The organism is Paenibacillus sp. OK003, assembly GCF_900109515.1.
Taxonomy (GTDB): domain Bacteria; phylum Bacillota; class Bacilli; order Paenibacillales; family Paenibacillaceae; genus Paenibacillus; species Paenibacillus marchantiae.
This window is the reverse complement of record NZ_FOBD01000002.1, coordinates 475,514-495,030: the sequence shown is the minus strand read 5'-3', so window position 1 is coordinate 495,030 and position 19,517 is coordinate 475,514. Positions and strand designations below refer to the sequence as shown.

The following is a 19,517-nucleotide window of genomic DNA, read 5'->3' as shown; positions in this document are numbered from 1 at the left end:
TTTTATAATCATTGAAAACAGACTTGTCAATTCATTTATGATTTCCCATTATTGCTCAATAATGCAGAACCCCCATGGTTCCAGCTTCATATTCCGCCCTCCAGACACCGCTGTTCCTGCCAAAAGTTCCGTTCCATCCCCGTAGGCATACACGAACGAAATCGCCTGATCGGAGTAGTTAAAGAAATACCGAATCGTATTCCCCTGATCATTCACTCCGCTCTTCACGATGATTGGAAAAGCCAATTCCTGATCGGTTCCCCACAGTCCAGCTTCCTTCATGACACGCTCCAACACGTTGCGGATCACCGCGGAGCTGGTATAACATCCAACGTACGTTGCTTTGCCCTTGCCATAGGTATTCTGAGTAATTGCTGCATATTCTCCCCAGTGAGGATGATCATACCAGGCCAGCACTTCTGCAGTTGTTGGTGTGATGAGTTCCATCCAGGTGTGAATCTGATTCTGTTCCTCCCCAACCTCGAACGGATCATCTCGAAGCGAAACATTTTTCGGCTCTACAAAAAGGTTGTAACTGATGCCACAAGCCTCACTGATCAGTCCAGGCTGGCGGGTAGAGCGGACCTTAATATGCTCATTAGCGAATCCGCTCTTGAAGGAGTAAACGACATGCCCACCATCATGTACAAATTGATTCAGCCTCTCGAGCAAGACATCGGAAGCTGCGTACAAAGCAGGCACAACGATCACATCATAGCCTTCATAACTCTCCACAGACGGATCAATCAGATCACAGCCAATATTCATTTTGTATAATTCGTCATACATCCAGCGAACAACGTCGTTGTATTTTTTGTCACTCGTAAAATTAAATCCGAACCACTTGATCGACGTCAACGCCTCATTGCTGAACAGCACGGCTACCCGATTCGTTTTCTTCAAATTCACCAGTTGCGGGCTAAGTCTGGCAAAATCCCGGCCGATCGTTTTGGCCTCGTTGTAGACCGGATTGGGTTCAAAATCATGGCTCAGCAATCCTTTCCAATACGTCTCGAACGAATTATGCAAGGAATGCCAGTGCCAATAGGCGACCATGTTTGCTCCCGATGCCAGGTGGCTAAACGCCTGAAGGCGAAGCTGTCCGGGGTAGGGAACCCAATGCCAGAAAGCCTGCGCTTCCGTCTCCAGTACGAGATAGTTCGATTGTTTGGTGGAACGTGCCACGTCACCACCGAATGAAATCTCAATGCCGGTCAGATCATCCTGCGACGGATGGTAGATGTCCACACTGGTGATGTCAAAAGGTTTGGATGCGGCAAAATGGTCCACATCTCCCTGAATGCCGTACGAATATCCACGCCAGTCGAAGTCAAAATTCTGGGTTACAAACTGCCCCTCCTGTTTGTACTCATTTACAATTCCGACCTGCCACGCTAGAAAGTTAGTTACCAGTTGGCGCTGGAATTTGGCAAATTCAGCTCCCAGACTGCCGTTGATTGTACCAACAACAGACGGGAAGTCCTCCCAGCTATTAATGCGGTTACTCCAGTAATCCAGCCCAAATTCCTTGTTCAGATCATCCAATGAGCTGAATTTGTTACGCATATATTTGACGAATTGCAATTGTACATTATCTCCGGCAGTGTTGTAATGCTTCGTTTCGTTATCCGTCTGATAACCAATCACGGCAGGGTGTTTACTGACACGGGAAATCAGCTTGCGAATGATGCGTTCCGCATAGAACAGATACGTCGGATGTGTGATATCCATGATCTGCCGCGCCCCATATTTCCCCGGTCCCTGTACCGTTGTTGCCAGAACATCCGGGTGCTCCTTGACCATCCACGTCGGAACAGCATACGTAGGTGTACCCACAATAACCTGAATACCCGCCGCATGCATGGCATCCAGAACACGATCTACTGAGGAGAAGTCGAATACACCATTCTGTGGTTCATGCGTACTCCATGTTGATTCCGCAATCCGCACCACGTTGATGCCTGCATCTTTCATCATCTGAATATCCTTGTCCAATCGCTCATAAGGCATATATTCGTCATAGTAGGCTACCCCGTACAATAACTTGTCCATGTTAAAATCCCCTTTTCATCCGGAAGTATGAAGCTCTTGGCATTTATACAAAATGAAATGATCCAATTGAAAGATGATAACGTTTACATTATTATCTATTGAAGTACATCAGAGACTTAGCAATCTGCCGAACGCTCTCCTGTTCTGCGATTTTCAATGTTGGCGTTAAACTGATTATAATGAAGTATACTATGGGTGCCGATTGTACAAGGCGAGTTATTTTTACCCTTTTCCGAGGTGAATGTCATGGATATCCGATCGCAGCTGCGAGAAATGCCACATCATACACTGGCTCACTGGCTGCCTATTATCGACTGTAACATTAAATTCTATGGAGCGCACAGCCAACAAGTTCCATACGGTTGGGCGATGCCGGAGGAATGCCATCCGGGCTTTGAAATTATGCTGATTATAAAGGGGACTCAGGAGAGTGTAATTCACGGATATACCTATACGGTTGAGGAAGGTTCGATTCTGCTAATTCCACCCGGATTCAAACATACAAACCAATGTGTATCATCAGAGGGCATGACGTACTTCAGTGCTCATTTTAATGTAGATGATCCCGTATTTACCCTGAAGCTGATGTCACATCACAGCCGAATCTATGAGGCAGGCACCACAGATAATATGCAAATGCGCCCTGTCCTGGAGAACTGGATGAACATGATCAGAACATCGGAGGCATACACTTCCACAGACAAATTTATCATGCAGGCACGCATGTTTGAATTGTTTGCCCTGCTGTCCCAAGCAGCTGACCGTGAACCACTATCCACCCGATCTGATGCTTCGCCTAATGCTCCAGCTCCCGCAGCCATGCATTATGCAGGAGCCATCGCAGAAGCCATCAAACAGGCGTTCCATACGCAGCTCCGAATCCAAGAGGGCAACGTATCCACCGTCAAAGTAGAGCAGATTATATCATCGTTTGGCATCAGTCCGGGATATGGGCTGCAGATCTTCCGTAAGGTGTACGGACAATCTCCACGGGCCTACCTGTCCAGCCTGAAGCTGCAGGAAGCCAAAGTACTGATCGAACAGCCGAAGCTCTCTTTGGGTGAAATTGCATGGAAGCTGGGCTACACCCATCTGTCGCACTTCAGTCGGCAATTCAAACGATGGACGGGTCAGAGTCCACTTCAATATCGCAACGCCGTTCAGGATCTATCCAACGAATCGGGTCCAGTGGACCAGAGTTGGCAGACCGAATCGGACTAAGAAAGGAATCCGAAGATGAATGAATAGATGGGTTAAGGGCCGTATGATCTGTTGCGAATATGCTCATACTCTTCCGGGGTATTCATATTACTAAGCTGAATGGCCAAATCATGGACACCAGCGCTTTCCAGCTCATCGACGTCGACATATCGGCAGCTGATCTCTTCAAGCCATTGGGTTACTTTCAGTCTATTATCTATTAAGCGCTGTTCAATTTCGGGGAGAACACATCTATGATATGCACCTGCAAGCGGATGAACACGCCCTGCCAGTCGTGGAACGATTGCGTGATGCTCTTGACCTGATTCGGTGAGCCACTTCAAGCCTTTGAAAAAGGATGGCTCTAGCAGCGGCATATCACAGGCGCAGACAAGGTTCCAGTCTGTCTGCGAAGCTTTCAGCGCGGCATGCAACCCTGCCAGCGGTCCCTTCCCAGGGTAATAATCCTGAACGCAGTCATAGGGCAATGCCTTGTATGCAGCCGTGTTGGCTCCTGCGGAAACGATAATACTATTCACAGCTGGTGCCATCGCTTGGATGACCTGCTCCAGCACGCTGGAACCATTCCATTCCAACAATGCCTTATTGGAACCCATACGGCGGGATAAACCTCCTGCCAATACAATACCTGTCCATTCCATCGTGCTCACGGTAATCCTCCTCGTTCAATAAACTTATTCTATACATTGAATACCCTTTCAACAAATGATACATTGAAGAATATGATTCTGAAAGGAATGGCTCTATTGGACAGATATGCACCCGGAAGAGGCAATCCCTCTTTGGTTTCGCTGAAACTATATAACTTTTTCATTTATGGAGCCATTTCAATCTTCGCCGGTTTTCTTCAGTTGTATTTGCAGGAAATCGGGATGACCAAATTGGAGATTGGCAGTCTGATGGCAATTGGTCCGTTTGTATCCTTGTTCGCTAATCCGTTCTGGGGCTTCTGGAGCGATAAATCACGCAATATTCGCATTATTCTGATGATGATGATGGGTGGCACCTTTGTGCTTGCTCAGGCCGTATTCTATGCGCCTACGTATGCCTGGATCTATGCAGCCATGATCTTTTTTTATTTTTTTCAAAGTCCACTGTTTGCCCAAACCAACAGCCTGATTCTCGGTTATATCGATGGCACGACTCAGAAATTCGGTACGTTTCGGCTATGGGGATCGCTGGGTTGGGCTCTAACCGCTGTGGCTGCCGGACCGCTGATTGACCGCCTGGGGGCGGGCAGTGTATCGATTGTCTTTGCCTTCATGATTGTCATTGCCTTTGTCTTTGCCTTGTTTCTACCCAGACAGCCGATCGCTTCAGATACACCTGTAGTGAGCTTTCGACGTTTCGGCAGGGTGATGTTCAATCCGTACTTTATGATCTTTATCGGGCTTGGGGTGCTCGTTTCCGTACCCAACGCCATGAACAGTACATTTATGTCATTATACATCGTGGAAATGGGTGGCGATAAACAGATGGTTGGCTGGGCCATCTTCACATCATCCATCCTTGAAGTGGGTGTTTTCTTGCTCCTGGACCGTTTTCTCAAACGCAAAATGAGCATGCTTCTATCATCGCTCATCCTGATCAGTCTGTTGTTCGCCATTCGCTGGCAGCTCATGGCCTTAGCGAACAATCCATTAGAGATTGTGTTCATTCAGCTCATGCACTCCATTACGTTCGGCGGGTATTTCTATGTAGGAACCCAGCTGACGATGCTGTTCATTCCAAGGCCGTACCGTTCCTCTGGTCAGGCCGTGTATACAATGGCCTGGGGCGGCCTCTCTGGTGTCATTGCCGGCCTGTTCGGCGGCTGGCTGTTCCAGAGCTTCGGTGCCGAAGTAATGTATAACATCGGGGTATTCTTCTCCCTGATCGGTGCTGTTGGTTTTGCAATCATGTGGCTCTCGAACCGCCGCAACGGCTATCAGCCAACAGTGTTGACGGAAATGGGTGAAAGATAATCTTTTGTTGGCAAAGGTTGAACCTTTCAAGATTTACACTGGATCACTACGAAGACAGAACAATCTTTCGATCGCTGTTATCCCCGGATTTTTTTGATCCCCTTTCTATAAGGGTAAAATCCGGTGATAAAGGCGACCGCTACGCTTCTCCAGCTTTATTCTGTCCTCTCGTTATGGTGTAAATAACAAAGTTCAAACAATCAAACAAAAGATTAAGAATAGTAGTAATAAAGAGAAAGGCGTCTCCATTGGCTTGTTGCCCTGGAGACGCCTTTACGTTTATAGATTGAATTTTATGGATTTAGGTTTACAGCTTAGGCGTATAACCCTAACTTGTTTTCTCACCCTAAACCTCTAACTTCACCTATTGTTCTACCTTTGTACTTAACCTTATGCTTTTGGCAGTTGGAACGAGCTTTTCAGGGATACTACCCGGTTAAATACCGGACGGCCTGGCTCGGAATGTTTCGGATCAACGCTGAAGTAACCATGACGGAAGAACTGGAATTTATCCTGTGCTTTCGCTTCCTTCATCTCTTGCTCCACAAACCCTTGAACGACTTCAAGAGAGTTTGGATTCAATTGATCCAGGAACGTTTTCTCCGGTTGCTCTTCAAGCTCTGTTTCCTCTTCAGCATCCGGTGCTTCTGCGGCGATCAGAGGTTCATACAGACGGAATTCAGCAGGTACCGCTTGGCTTGCTTCCACCCAGTGGATGGTACCTTTAACTTTACGGCCTGTGAATCCACTGCCGCTCTTCGTTTCCACATCATAGGTACAATGGATTTCAGTCACATTGCCTTCTGCATCCTTGATTACATCGTTACATTTGATGAAATACGCATGTTTCAGACGAACTTCGTTGCCAGGGAACAAACGGAAATATTTGTTCGGTGGATTTTCCATGAAATCGTCTTGTTCAATGTAAATCTCGCGAGAGAACGGAATTTGGCGATTGCCCATCTCCGGGTTCTCCACATTGTTCTCAGCTTCGAGCCATTCCACTTGCCCTTCAGGGTAGTTGGTAATGACTACTTTGAGCGGGTGCAGGACAGCCATCGTGCGCGGAGCTTTCAATTTCAGATCTTCACGTACAAAGTGCTCCAGCGTTTGCAGGTCGATGACGCCTTGGCTTTTGGAGATGCCTGTTTCGAATACGAAATCACGAATCGCTTCCGGTGTATATCCCCGGCGGCGCAGACCTGAAATCGTTGGCATGCGCGGATCATCCCATCCATCCACATGGCCTTCATCCACGAGCAGTTTCAGCTTCCGTTTACTTGTCACCATTTGCGACAGGTTCAGGCGGCCAAACTCATATTGATGTGGTTGGTTCTCCATCTCACATTCGGCAATAACCCAATCATAGAATGGACGTTGGTCCTCAAACTCCAGGGAGCAGAGGGAGTGGGTTACTCCTTCAATGGCATCTTCAAGTGGATGTGCGAATGCGTACATCGGATAGATGCACCATTTGTCACCCGTATTATGATGATGTGCATGAGCAATACGATAAATGACCGGATCACGTAGATTGATGTTCGGTGAAGCCATATCAATCTTGGCGCGCAGCACTTTCTCACCGTTCTGGAATTCGCCTGCACGCATCCGTGTGAACAGGTCCAGATTCTCTTCTACAGTGCGGTCACGGTACGGGCTGTTCTTGCCCGGCTCAGTGAGCGTTCCACGCATAGCACGGATTTCGTCAGCGCTTTGGTCGTCGATATAAGCTTTGCCTTTTTGGATCAGCAAGACCGCGCGGCTGTACATTTCATCAAAATAATCGGAAGCAAAACGTTTCTCGCTCCACTCATATCCGAGCCATTTCACGTCTTCCTGAATCGATTGAACATACTCTACATCTTCCTTGACCGGATTTGTGTCATCGAAGCGCAGATTTGTTTTGCCGCCAAATTCGCCACCCAGTGCAAAGTTAATCCAGATCGCTTTGGCATGGCCGATATGCAGATAACCGTTCGGTTCCGGAGGAAAACGGGTAATGACTTCCTGGACTTTCCCTGACCGGAGATCTTCGGTAATAATATTTTTGATAAAGTTAGGTGGGGTTGTACGATTGTCCACAGGTATCAAACCTTTCATGAATTGATTGGAGCTTTCAGGAATTTGCAGCAATTCCGGCTAAAATTCCTTTATAACGAAGTCATTTCCTGAAAAAATCTATTTTCTTGGAAAGTTTCGTACGCGTTTCATTTAAATATACCTTTAACGAGGGAGGAGTTCAATAAATAACGCCCCAAAATCAGGATCAGTTACACACAAGATAGGCCCAAAACCATTTTGACGGGTTCGCACGAATCATGTAGCATGATAGAAAAACAGAATTTAAGGGAGGGTTTCCCATTGAACGCGCTAAAACTGTCCAAAGAACAACAGGATGAAGCCATACGTACCATCCAGTCGTATTTCGAAGAGGAACGCGGCGAAGAACTGGGCGATCTGGCAGCTTGGGGTGTGCTGGATCTTTTCATGACCCAGTTGGCTCCCTTCATATATAATCAGGCACTGGGTGACGCCCGTACTACGGTGAATCAACGCATGGCCTCGATGGAAGAAGACCTGTTTGCATTGGAGCGCAAGCTACCGAAGAATTCCCGATAATTCATTATTTTAAAGAAAGAAGGTTGCACTCATGTTTACCTATTCATTGGATGAATATACCGAACTCCGCCCACTTGCCATGGAGCACACCAAACCGTTGTTCGAACTCACGGACCGCTCGCGGGACCAGTTGAGGCATTGGTTACCGTGGGTGGACAACGTGACCGAGATTGAGCACACTTCAAATTTTATCAGCAATGCATTGAAACAGGGCGCTGACAACGGCGGGTTCACCGCAGGTGTCTGGCTGAAAGGCGATCTTGCCGGCATCATCGGCTTCCACGAAATCAACTGGACCAACCGCTCGGTAAGCATCGGATACTGGCTTGGCAAAGGTTTTGAAGGTCAAGGCTTGATGACCAGCGCATGCCGCGTTCTGGTGGACTACGCTCTCGTCACCCTGGATCTGAACCGTGTCGAGATTCGTTCAGCAACCAACAACAAGCGGAGCCGGGCCATCCCTGAACGGCTTGGATTCGTCCTTGAAGGCGTTATTCGCCAGGCTGAGAAACTGCCTAAGGGCTATGTTAACCATGCGGTGTATGGCATGCTGCAGCATGAATGGGAACTTTTACGCTAATTAGACTTACATAATTTGAATGGTTGGAGGACCAGCTTCCATTACGAATGACGGCCCTCACAATGCATACATCAACCCTTAAAGCCCCTCCTACTCCACAACACGTGGAGAATAAGGAGGGGCTTATCTTATTTGCGCATTTATGCATCCATATAACTTCGAATCTCTCGATCCGACTTCTTCTTAGAGCGCACGTACCATGCCACCGTCCACTACAAGAGATGTACCTGTAATGTACGTATTCGCTCCTGATAAGAGGAACACAACTGCTTTGGCAAACTCGTCGGGTTGACCATAACGTCCCAGTGGAATTTCCTTACGGAATTGTTCGGCAACTTCTTCCTCACTTATTCCGTTCTGCTCTGCACGTGCAGCATCCAGTTCACGTATCCGATCCGTACCAATTCTACCCGGTGCAACCGTATTAATCAGAATGCCATATGGCGCGAGTTCCTGTGACAAGGTCTTGGCTAATCCGAATACCCCCGTACGGAACGTATTGGACAGAATCAGACCGGGGATCGGCTGCTTCACAGAGGTGGAGGCAATGTTCACGATATGTCCGCCATTCTCCTTCATGTAAGGGAGCGCACCGCGAATCAGTCTGACATAGCTAAGTACATTTAATTCAAATGCACGTTCCCAATCTTCATCCGTCAATGACTCGAATGTTCCTGAAGGCGGGCCGCCTGAATTATTCACCAAAATATCAATCTGTCCAAACCGCTCGCCTGTCTTGCGAATCAGGGCATCAATATCTTCCTTGCTTGTCACATCGGTTGCACAATATTCGATACGTCCACCGCCACCCAGCGCCAGCAGCTCCTGCTTCACCGCTGCAAGCTTCTCTTCGTTCCGGCTGGCGAGCATGACATCAGCGCCTTCTGCCGCCAATTGAGCGGCTACCGCTTTGCCCAGTCCTCGACTGGATGCAAGCACCAGCGCCTTTTTACCCCGAAGTCCCATGTCCATTGTTGTTCCTCCTTCTACTCTGTTCTATCCGTTGGCCCGGATGAAATAGCTCATAAGAATATCGTCCACATAATTGCCTGCAATATAAAATTCCGACACCAGTCTGCCTTCCGTCACAAATCCACACTGTGTATAAAAAGCAATCGCCCCTGGATTGCTGGATAACACCCGCAACCTAAGTTTGATGATCCCTTGTTCAAAGGCATGCTGTTTCATCGCATCCATCAGGGCTGTAGCAATACCACAGCGCCGATCATGGGGATGAACAGCGATATTAATCTCGTATACATGGCGGTTAACAGGCATTCCTGTTGGCAGATAAAAGCCCACATAACCACATACCCGCTCTCCCTGAACGGCAATCAGCTGACTGCCTGGAGGACAATGCTGCAAATATTGTTGTCTGGATCGCCACTGAAACGGGGCCGGAGAGGTATGCTTATCCCATACCAGTGCATCCAGTTCCATCAGTTGGGCGGCATCCTTGATCTCGGATGGCCGAATGGTATACGTATGGCTGATAAGCATAAAAGTTCAACCTTTCGAGCAATAGTCGATAATACTGCGCAAAGCAGCGTTAGAAAAAATGGCTTGTTCCTTACTCATTTCGACATTTTGCAATTGAATACGATGCAAAATGCTCCTTTGCTTTATATTGTAGCATAGCCTCAGACTTGACTAAAATTTCACTCAGTGGAAAGAAATAAACACTTAACCTTGCCGTAACGTCATCGTTTATACTGAATTGATAAGGAGGTGCACGTGATGAACATCAAAGAAGCCGCGGACAGACTCGGCATATCGGCGAGAGCTATTCGCTTTTACGAGGAAAAAGGACTGATCTCGCCCGTCAAACAGACAAGTAACGGATATCGTACATATACCGAGAATGACATCTGGCGGCTGCAAACCATTGCAGCTCTGCGTGAAATCGGGATGTCGCTTCAGGATATCACCCAAGCGCTCGGAGAGATTGACCAGGGCAATCAGCAGCGGCTGGAAGAATATCTGGAGCTGCAGCAGGCGGTCATGTATGCCCAGTGGGTCGAGCTAAAGCGCATGCTGGATACAACCCAGCGCATGATTGATCTCAACCGCCAGGACGGACCACTGGATGTGAGCCATCTGCATGATCTTGCAGACAGTGCGCGCCGCCTCAGGGAAGCCCGGCAGAACTGGCACGACCGCTGGAATTACGATATGCAGGCAGCCATCCACGATCAGCGGGTGCAGGCGGCGAATGGCCGTATGACCGGTCAAACTGCTTCTAAGGTCAGCATTGATTCGGGACCCGGAGCCATGCAAGCAACGGTTGAGTCAGATCGAGAAGGAGGACCAGTTCATTATGGCGATGAAGTTCGCAGCCAGAAGAAGAATAGCCGGACAGCACACAGACCAAACAGCGATGCAACGTATCCAGAAGATGCAGAATCAAGATTGGAAGAATTGGGAGTAGGAGTAGGCGCAGGACCGTTCAATATATATGAAAACTATGACGAGGCGCTGGAGCAGACGACAAGCTGGATATCTCCTGTGCCCGGCGAAAAAGGACTCGATATCGGTACAGGCACGGGGAATTTGGCAGGCAAACTGTTAGAACGCGGCGCAGCGATGACTGCCATCGATCAATCCCGGGAGATGCTGCGTACATGCCGCACCAAATATCCCGAGATGCATGTGAAGCTTGGCAACTTTCTGGCGTTGCCTTTCGCCGACCATTCCTTCGATTTTGTCGTATCCAGCTTCGCCTTCCATCATCTGAGCCCAGACCAGCAGCAACTGGCGTTACATGAAATGCAGCGAGTGTTAACCACACGTGGACGAATCTGCCTGACAGACCTCATGTTTGTTGATGCAGCTCACCGACAGGCATATGTCCAACAGGCTGAGGCAGCAGGTCATGAGGACCAGCTGCAAACGATAAGAGAACGCCACTTCCCACTGCTGGACGGCCTGTGCAGCTCGCTGGAGGACGTAGGCTATGTGACGAAGCATATGCGCCATAACGCGCTTCTGCACACATTGCTGGCCGTTCCTTTGCGTTAGAATGATCATCCCCGTAACAAGTTCCTCTGACCCGCCAATGAATCCTTCTCAAATAAAAAAAGGTCACCCTGCCTGTTAAGGAGGATGACCTTCCACTCTACTGAAACATCGAGTTTGTATTAAATTTACATATAAATTTCAACAATCGTGCGCTCCGAAGCATTACGCGCTTGTTTGAACTCATCCAGCGAGATACGAGCCCCACCTTGACGGTAACGGTTCGCCGTTTGCTCGGTGCGGATGTCCTTGCCATTTACCGTTACACGGTTAACCGAACCTTCGTTCAGATGGTAGATAAATGTTACCGGCTCTCCTGCATATTCAAATTCGAATTGCATGCCATTCAGCTCAGCCGGCAATACCGGGTCAATAACCAGATCTCCGCCTTCCTGACGAATGCCAAGTGCGTTCGAGATCAATTGGTTCATGTAGATTCCAGGGCCGCTGGAGTAGATTCTCCATCCACCTTTCACCTGTACTGTTCCTTTGCGTAGTTGATCAAAATGCTCCTGCGCCTCGTAGCGCGTGTTGAACTTACCGTCGGAACTGCTGAAGTACGCGTTCGCCTGACGAATCTCTGCATTAGGTACAACTTCGCCGATGCCAACCGGGTTAATCATGGCAAGACCATTCCACACCTGATCCGTCTTACCAAGCTTCGCCATCGCTTCAACGTAACGGATATGAGCGTGTACATACTGCAAGCCGATCTCGCGACCGAAGTTGGACGCTTGCTCTGCCCGTTTGAAGTGAGTGCTCACACCACCTGCATATTGAGCCGGACGATTCATCAGACGTACCCCATCCGGGCACAGGAACTGTTCACGAATCAGCGCATAATGCGATTCTGCCTGTTCTGCATTCAGCAATTCACCGATCATGCTGCGCGTCATCGGCAGAAGGCGATATTGAATGCCTGTCTCCGTATCTGTTGGGTGAAGCATCAGCTTCGCCTGATCTGCTTCTTCCATGTATACAAAACCTGGGATCACATCTGTACCCAGCATGTAACGATTAAAGTCTTCACGGATGCCTTGAGCCAGAACGTCCAGCTCCTGTGCAAATGTAGCGTCTTTATGTTGCAGCGCTTGTGCAAGCACATTTACAGACTGATAAGTCAAAGCAACGGTCCAGCTGCTCACCATATATTGTTTGAGCTGTGCATTGGCTGGCTGGAGCGTATCATCCCAGTCCCCATCACCGTAAGAAGACAGGAATGTGTCGTGCAGGAAGTGCGAACGAATATACTCGATCTCTTTTTTCGCGTGATCCAATACAGTCGCTGTTTCTTCTGTGAATCCGAAGCTGTGCTTAACGGTATAAGGCACTTTCTCATCCAGAATCGCATAGTCGCGAGTCGCTGTCAGGTAGTCCGCCAGCACTTTCAGCGGCCATACGATGATGTCACCGTGGCTCTCTTCCTGCTGAATTGCAAAATACTTGTCGAACATAAACCATTGTGGCCAGTTGCCATCATCTTCATATTGGTGGGTGTATACCATTTTGATGATATCGCGAACCTGCTCGTATTTTTGTGTTGCCATGAAGTATTCAACCGGACCTTGGCATACATCCCGAGTACCCCATGCGGCACCGCCGTACTGCTCCAAACCGTGAGGCACGGAGTAGTGAACCAGCATGTTGTGGGTGTACCACCAAGCCAGTGCGTTCACTTTGAACAGATCCTCTGCACTTTGGCCTTCACCACGAGACAAACGGAAACCGTTCATTACACCTGCGAAGAATTCACGGTACGCCTGCACTTCCTCTTCAAAAGTAAGACTGGATCCTGCTACGACAGAACCGTCTGCTTCGTTTGCTTGACCTTCCAATACGCCTTGTACCTTGAGCGTCCATTCTGCACTCTCTTCCAGACTAAGTGTAACCAGCGATGCAGATCCACTGCGAATACCACTCGCCAGCAACGTTTCGTCTCCAACATTTACGGTTGCGCCATCCACCGACATGCGGTATTGCAGATCAGGATACGTTCCGGCACTAATCGCTTGTGGATCAGCCTTGAAGATCAGCGTATTGCCATCTTGCGTCATATGCAGCGGATATTCGTATTCATTGACATTCATCGTAATTTGGTTAGTTACCAGGTAACGATATGCTTTGCCACTTGTCGAGCGTACGTTCATGCTCACTTCAGTGGTGTGTGCTCCAGTGTAGTTGGTCACGATAATGGTATCCGATTCGGTTTTGTAGATCCAACGCACATAGTTGAAGCCAATCTCGAACAGGGAAGGCATCGTCAGCAGACGATATTGTCCATCCATTTCCACATAAATGCGTTGTCCAGCCGTCTTCGGCACGTTCAATGCGTTGCGGGCATTACTGATCATTTTATTAAAATTGGTGTTACCAATAACGAGTTGTGAGTTGAAAATACCGTACATATACGATGTCGTCGTAATAACCTGCGCACCAAGCTGCACATTGCCACCACTCATCAGGATATGGCCGTGCGGACGCTCTACGAGCAATTCTTTCGCTTTCAGGACGATATGTTCATAACTGTCCGTGAAGAAGGATAACAACGAATCACCGCTACGCTCTTCCTGATGGCGATCAGGGAACAAATCATGAATCTCATCTTGTGTCAAATCAAGCGCAGCAAGCGGTTCACCCAGGAAGGAGGACAGTTTCACCTGTTCCAACGTCTCGCCTTGCTCCACAGTCAATGCTTGTACTTCGTTCCATGCTGCAGTCACTTCATCCCCGAATTCCAGTGCGGAGATTCCGGCAGGATGATCTGCTTTGGCCAGTCCGTAGAAGACGACTTGGGCTTCCCCATCCAAGTTTACGCGCTCCGATTGCAATGCTGTGTAGGCAAATTCATACTGGTATGTCTCATTTGCCAGTGTATTATGGCTCAGGCTCTCAGGCTGGTTCGTTTCCTTGTAGGACAGTCCGAAGAATTGGAATCCGTCTGTAGAGTAACCAACTGCCTTAGTCAGAGAACCTTGTTGCATGTAAGGGAAAGCACCGCCCTGAGGCTGGTTTTGACGGGAACATACCACATATCCCTTCGCTTCATCCTCGAACACCGTATGGTCAATATACTGCGACAGATAAGCTTCATTGCTACGTACTGCACCTGGATCAGCAAGACCTACATCTTGTCCATATACCACGTCAACGTTATGTTGTTGTCCTGTGAGCTTCACATCCCAGAACCAGACGCCTTGCGTTGTGGCTGTAAACACAACCTGATAGCCAATGCCTTGTTCTTTGCCTTCAAGCTGTACGGTACCTTCCCAGATCAGTTGATTCCCGGATTGCGCTTTGCTTGTGATCACTTTGCTGTTCGAACGCACACCCAGCAGTGGGAACGAGCTGATTTTCTCTCCCTCGTGTACACGCAGATACAGGTTATTCAAAGATCCATCGATCTGGTTGCTAAGCAATTGATTCAACATGGTCGTACCGGATTTAGCTTGGTACAGGTCCCCACTGTTCAAAAAGGTAAAGGATAAATCCCCGGCAGTAAGCCGGATTGGTTCATTAATCATCGTTGTCATACGATTCACTCCTTCAATTAGTATAAAATCGAAACGTTTCGATAAATCTGAAAAAGAATAGGGGTCCTCTGCGAAATGACCTTTGTCTGGCCCATTCGGACGGTGATCCCCATCATTCAACTCTTAATTCAAAGAGGGCTAATCCCTTTTACAACCATGCAAGTTGGAAAAAAACAACTTCAAAAATTTAGACAGATCGGATATGGCATGACTTCTGTAAGCAGTTCTGTAAGCAGTTCTGTAAGCAGTATCCAAACCATATCCCATCTGACGAGTTACTTCCTAGGCTGGCTGAATTCCTGACTGATCCTATACCAATCGTACAGACTCGCGCTCCACCAGATCAATGGTTAACGTGTACGATGGATTCACAGCTTCACCGTTCAGCATCTGGAAGAGCAAATGCCCAGCCAATGAACCTGCTTCATGCTTGGGCTGCCGCACCGTCGTAAGCGGAGGATGAACATATTCGGACAGTTGAATATCATCAAATCCGATGACCGAAATGTCATTCGGTACCGAAATGCCGCTCTCTTCAAATGCCTTCAGTCCACCAATCGCCATTTCGTCATTCCCGTAAAATACAGCAGATGGAAGCTCGCCCTGCATAACCATCATCTTGGTTGCACTATATCCGCCCTCACGTACAAAGTTACCGCTTAGACGCCATTTGGACTTCTCTTCAAGGCCCGCCTCCTGCATGGCTCGCAAATATCCTTGATAACGCAGCGCATTATCATAAGAATTGGATGGCCCGCTGATATAGGCGATGGTCTTATGCCCCTTCTGAATGAGGTGACGTGTAGCCAGGTAGCCACCTTGCTCCCCATCTACCAGCACGTTGACCAGATGGCTGCTCGACAGCTGCCGATCCATCACAATGATAGGGAAACGTTCACCTGCAGATTCCACCAGAATATCATCATGGATGTTATGGGCCAGGATGATAGCGCCATCCACTCTTTTTTCCCGCAAGAAACGAACCGCTGTAGAGTCGCGTCCTCCCATAGAACTGCAAGCAATCAGATCATACCCGTTAGCCAGCGCTACGTCCTGTACGCTGCGAATCAATTCGGAGTAATACGGACCCGACAGATCTGTAAGAATCAATGCAATCGTGTTCGTCCGGCTCCGTTTCAAGTCCATGGCAAAGCCGTTTTTGCGATAATTCAGTTCTCGTGCTGCCGCCAGCACTTTTGCCTTGGTCTTGGCACTTACCTTGCTGTCCCCATTCAGTGCATAGGAAGCGGTCGAGAGCGCCACGCCTGCCAGCTTTGCCACATCCTTAATCGTTGCCATTCCACGTTCGCTCCTTCTAACTTTCTTGTTACCTATCATTTTATACTGTAAATGGTTGCAACAACCACCTATTCCTATTCATTAATCCAATAGGAGTGACCTCAATCCCTCATCTATCGAAACGTTTCGAAGTTTTTTCAAAAAAAATCTCTCTTCACGTCTTTTAAGCATCACTGCTGAATCATATACCCTTTAATTGTACATATAGCTTGGTCGATTGACAACATTTCAATATTGGACAAGAGGAAGAATTCATTATAAATCACAATGAACACGCCTGTAAACCATAGATTGAAACGTTTCGACATTTTCATTATAGTCGGTGTTGATAGCGATTTCAACCTCTTTATCCATTTTTCACAGAAATATGTGAAGGGAATGATTCGAAGGGTCCTCATTCCACCTTTGTGGTATTATACTGCTTATTAGTCCAATCCTCTATAAGGAGTCCATTATGTTATGAGCAATCTGGATCTAAGCTTTCATAAATCATCCCTGAACAATCCCGGCCGCTTGCAGCAAATCACAACCGTGCCTCCCGCAATGTTCAAACTGTGTCATCTGGTGCAGCTCCATGATCGGGAAGCCTTCTCCCGTATCGATGAACTGTGGAGCAGCAAGCACGTTCTTTATGTCATCACCTCTGGTCAAGCAAGACTGGTCAGTTCGAATGGTCCATTGATGGTAAATACCGGCTCCGCTGTTGTACGCCAAGCTGGAACCTTGCTTCGCCATGAAAATAAACGGGGCTCGCTATCTCCCGTACAGGGCATTGCCATTGCCTTTGACTATACCGATAACAGTGAGCCAATCTGGCCGTTCGGACCTTCCGTTCCTATTACGAGCCGCGTCATTGCCGAGCTGGTCTCCGACTTACTGCTGGCCTGTTCCAAAATCGATGAGTCAGGTCCATTCAAACCTCATATGCTGTTTTATCAGCTGCTGGATACGTTGCGAGATCATGCTGTGCGTTTGGCTCATGAAGATCATTCCTGGCTGGACATCGTCATCGCGCACATCCATGAAAGAATTACTCATTCTTTTACACGTGAGCAATTAGCGAAAGAGGTTAATGTGAGTCCAGAGCATTTTTCAAGAGAATTCAAGAAGTACACCGGACTTACGTTTGTGGAGTATGTTACCCGGTTAAGAATTCGAATTGCCCAGGAACACCTGCTGTTTGCCAATCCCACATTGCATGAGCTTGCGCAGTTGACGGGATACAGAGATACCTTTTATTTAAGTCGAAAATTTAAACAAACGGTAGGTTGTGCACCGACTCTCTATCGGAAAACGCCAAAAAAAATTGTAAGCCTTACATACAACTACACCGCTTCCTTGCTGGCACTGGGCCATATTCCGCATCTGGGTGCCGTTGCAGGATGGATGAAAAGTAGACTTATTGAAAATGGACAAGACCAATTTGATCAGTGTTATGAGCATGATCTTATTAATCTTCCGGATCTAATCGCAAACGCTCATCCCGATGTCATCCTTGGTTATGCACCTCATTCCGGCATGGATGAATTACGGCAGATTGCACCAACTATTTTGATGCCTTTTGAGGAACTTGACTGGCAGGAGCAATTCATCCATTTGGGACGTATCACGGGTCTGGAAGCCAAAGCACGTGCGCTGTTAGACCATTATGATATGCTTCAGCAAGAGGCCAATCGTACACTCGATCAGATCATGGGTAAACGGGGCTCAGCGGTATGCATATTCATGATTGGTGAGAGTGGAGCGTACATCTATGGTCATGGATGGGGCAGAGCTTCTCATATTTTGTATCAATCGCTGGGCTTCACCCCTCCTGCACGGATGAAGAAGGATGGACAACTACTCACAGGTTACATCCATGTTCCGCTAAATGAAATTCATTTGTATGCGGCAGATCATATTTTTATTGATTATGCCAGGGAATCATCAGAGCAGGATGCTGTAGACAAGCTGTTTGCTCAGGAGTCCTGGAATACCTTGAGTGCGGTCCGGAAAGGGCGCCTGTACGAGATTGATGCGGATATGTTTTATGGATTCGACCCCATCTCGGTTATGGAGCAATTGCAGCACATCATGCACAAACTGACATCACATCTGTCCATGCATTTGTCATCATAGATGTCCATGTACAAATGTTACGTCATCCTCTATGTTAGTAATGAGAATAATAATCATTATTGATTATATACACAGGGGGAACAATTATATGTTTGCTGCAAAAAAACGCTTTTCCGGCTTGCTGCTCATGCTCGCCATCATCATGATTCTGGCTGCCTGTAACAGCAGTACGGGTTCCGGCACAACGGAACCAACAGCGGCGGGTTCAGAATCGACTACAAGTTCGACCGAAACAAATACCGATTCTTCGGGTGCTACGCGGATCTACAAGTCATTAAGTGGAGATGTGGAAATTCCGGCTGAACCGAAACGGATTGTTACGGATATGTACGTAAGTGATCTGCTCGCACTTGGTGTAAAGCCCGTTGGCTCTATTCAATATTATCTGGAAAATCCATTCTACGCCGATCAAGTGGAGGGCATAGAGAATATTGGCGACCGGGGTGCCGTATCCTTGGAGAAGGTCGTCGCGTTGGACCCGGATCTGATCATTACCTACTCTGATCAAGCTGAAGAAATTGAGAGTTATCAAAAAATCGCACCTACCGTGGTCATTCCCTACGGCACGTTTACCAATGTAGAGGATGAAATTCGAGGCTTCGGAGAACTCATGAACAAATCCGAAGAAGCGGAAGCCTGGCTGAAGACGTACGACGAACGTATTGAAGCCGCTCGCGCCAAAGTAAAAGCAGTCATTAAACCGGAGGAAACCTTCTCCATCCTCGAAGTATCAGACAAGAGCTATTATGGCTATGGAGACAACTTTGGTCGCGGTGGACAAGCCGTTTATCGCGCTTTGGAACTTACACCACTCGAAATCACCAAGAAAGAACTGATGGGTGATACCCAGTGGAAAGAGATATCGCGTGAAGTCGTTGGTGATTATGCAGGAGACCATATCTTCCTGACCGTAGGGGAAAACAATAAAAATTACCAAGGTGATTCCATCTGGCAATCGCTCCCGGCTGTGAAAAACAATCAGGTGTACGAATTACAGGAAGATCGCTACTGGTACTTCGATCCGATTGCAATTCAGAGTCAGGCTGAAGAATTCGCTGATATGATCGTAGAACGTGCACAGCAAAATCGTAAATAAGAGGATGGATTCAATAATCATTT

At 47.8% G+C, this 19,517-nt stretch carries 14 protein-coding genes; 7 read left to right on the top strand and 7 right to left on the bottom strand.

Annotation, left to right across the window (positions count from 1 at the left end; translation table 11 throughout):
- Positions 1 to 48 precede the first annotated feature (48 nt).
- Positions 49 to 2,052: a beta-galactosidase gene (locus tag BMW94_RS04950; protein ID WP_090995111.1), complete on the bottom strand. Its 2,004-nt coding sequence runs from the start codon at positions 2,050 to 2,052 to the stop codon at positions 49 to 51.
- 246 nt (positions 2,053 to 2,298) lie between these two features.
- On the opposite strand from BMW94_RS04950, the gene BMW94_RS04945 reads away from it, so the two are divergent.
- A complete protein-coding gene (locus tag BMW94_RS04945; protein WP_090995108.1) occupies positions 2,299 to 3,273 on the top strand; it encodes an AraC family transcriptional regulator in 975 nt (324 codons plus the stop codon).
- A 32-nt stretch (positions 3,274 to 3,305) separates the two neighbouring features.
- Here BMW94_RS04945 and BMW94_RS04940 read toward each other — a convergent pair whose 3' ends face one another.
- On the bottom strand, positions 3,306 to 3,914 hold the full coding sequence (locus BMW94_RS04940) for a molybdenum cofactor guanylyltransferase (RefSeq protein ID WP_063566969.1): 609 nt from the start codon (positions 3,912 to 3,914) through the stop codon (positions 3,306 to 3,308).
- A 96-nt stretch (positions 3,915 to 4,010) separates the two neighbouring features.
- On the opposite strand from BMW94_RS04940, the gene BMW94_RS04935 reads away from it, so the two are divergent.
- Positions 4,011 to 5,237: an MFS transporter gene (locus BMW94_RS04935; RefSeq protein WP_063566968.1), complete on the top strand. Its 1,227-nt coding sequence runs from the start codon at positions 4,011 to 4,013 to the stop codon at positions 5,235 to 5,237.
- A gap of 390 nt (positions 5,238 to 5,627) precedes the next feature.
- Here BMW94_RS04935 and BMW94_RS04930 read toward each other — a convergent pair whose 3' ends face one another.
- Positions 5,628 to 7,337 (bottom strand): glutamine--tRNA ligase/YqeY domain fusion protein, encoded by a 1,710-nt coding sequence (locus BMW94_RS04930; RefSeq protein WP_162842457.1) that lies wholly within the window; start codon positions 7,335 to 7,337, stop codon positions 5,628 to 5,630.
- Between the two features lie 261 nt (positions 7,338 to 7,598).
- Here BMW94_RS04930 and BMW94_RS04925 point away from each other — a divergent pair, with 261 nt between their 5' ends.
- Entirely contained in the window at positions 7,599 to 7,856 is a 258-nt protein-coding gene (locus BMW94_RS04925; protein WP_090808970.1) for a DUF2164 domain-containing protein, read from the top strand.
- Between the two features lie 31 nt (positions 7,857 to 7,887).
- Positions 7,888 to 8,436 (top strand): GNAT family N-acetyltransferase, encoded by a 549-nt coding sequence (locus BMW94_RS04920; protein ID WP_076287542.1) that lies wholly within the window; start codon positions 7,888 to 7,890, stop codon positions 8,434 to 8,436.
- 183 nt (positions 8,437 to 8,619) lie between these two features.
- Here the strand turns inward: BMW94_RS04920 and BMW94_RS04915 are convergent, their stop codons facing one another.
- The gene (locus tag BMW94_RS04915) at positions 8,620 to 9,408 is read right to left on the bottom strand and encodes an SDR family oxidoreductase (protein WP_079695584.1); all 789 of its coding nucleotides are present in this window, start codon (positions 9,406 to 9,408) and stop codon (positions 8,620 to 8,622) included.
- A 24-nt stretch (positions 9,409 to 9,432) separates the two neighbouring features.
- Positions 9,433 to 9,936 (bottom strand): GNAT family N-acetyltransferase, encoded by a 504-nt coding sequence (locus BMW94_RS04910; protein WP_090951995.1) that lies wholly within the window; start codon positions 9,934 to 9,936, stop codon positions 9,433 to 9,435.
- A gap of 237 nt (positions 9,937 to 10,173) precedes the next feature.
- Here BMW94_RS04910 and BMW94_RS04905 point away from each other — a divergent pair, with 237 nt between their 5' ends.
- Positions 10,174 to 11,454, top strand: a complete 1,281-nt coding sequence (locus BMW94_RS04905; RefSeq protein ID WP_090995102.1) for a methyltransferase domain-containing protein — start codon at positions 10,174 to 10,176, stop codon at positions 11,452 to 11,454.
- Between the two features lie 125 nt (positions 11,455 to 11,579).
- Here the strand turns inward: BMW94_RS04905 and BMW94_RS04900 are convergent, their stop codons facing one another.
- Positions 11,580 to 14,981, bottom strand: coding sequence for a GH36-type glycosyl hydrolase domain-containing protein (locus tag BMW94_RS04900; RefSeq protein WP_090995098.1), 3,402 nt, complete (start codon positions 14,979 to 14,981; stop codon positions 11,580 to 11,582).
- A gap of 309 nt (positions 14,982 to 15,290) precedes the next feature.
- Positions 15,291 to 16,280 carry a LacI family DNA-binding transcriptional regulator gene (locus BMW94_RS04890; protein ID WP_090995090.1) on the bottom strand — a complete coding sequence of 330 codons (990 nt, stop codon included), beginning with the start codon at positions 16,278 to 16,280 and terminating at the stop codon, positions 15,291 to 15,293.
- 459 nt (positions 16,281 to 16,739) lie between these two features.
- Here BMW94_RS04890 and BMW94_RS04885 point away from each other — a divergent pair, with 459 nt between their 5' ends.
- The gene (locus BMW94_RS04885; protein ID WP_090995087.1) at positions 16,740 to 18,398 is read left to right on the top strand and encodes an ABC transporter substrate-binding protein; all 1,659 of its coding nucleotides are present in this window, start codon (positions 16,740 to 16,742) and stop codon (positions 18,396 to 18,398) included.
- Positions 18,399 to 18,486: 88 nt separating this feature from the next.
- Positions 18,487 to 19,494: an ABC transporter substrate-binding protein gene (locus BMW94_RS04880; protein WP_090995084.1), complete on the top strand. Its 1,008-nt coding sequence runs from the start codon at positions 18,487 to 18,489 to the stop codon at positions 19,492 to 19,494.
- Positions 19,495 to 19,517: the final 23 nt, after the last annotated feature.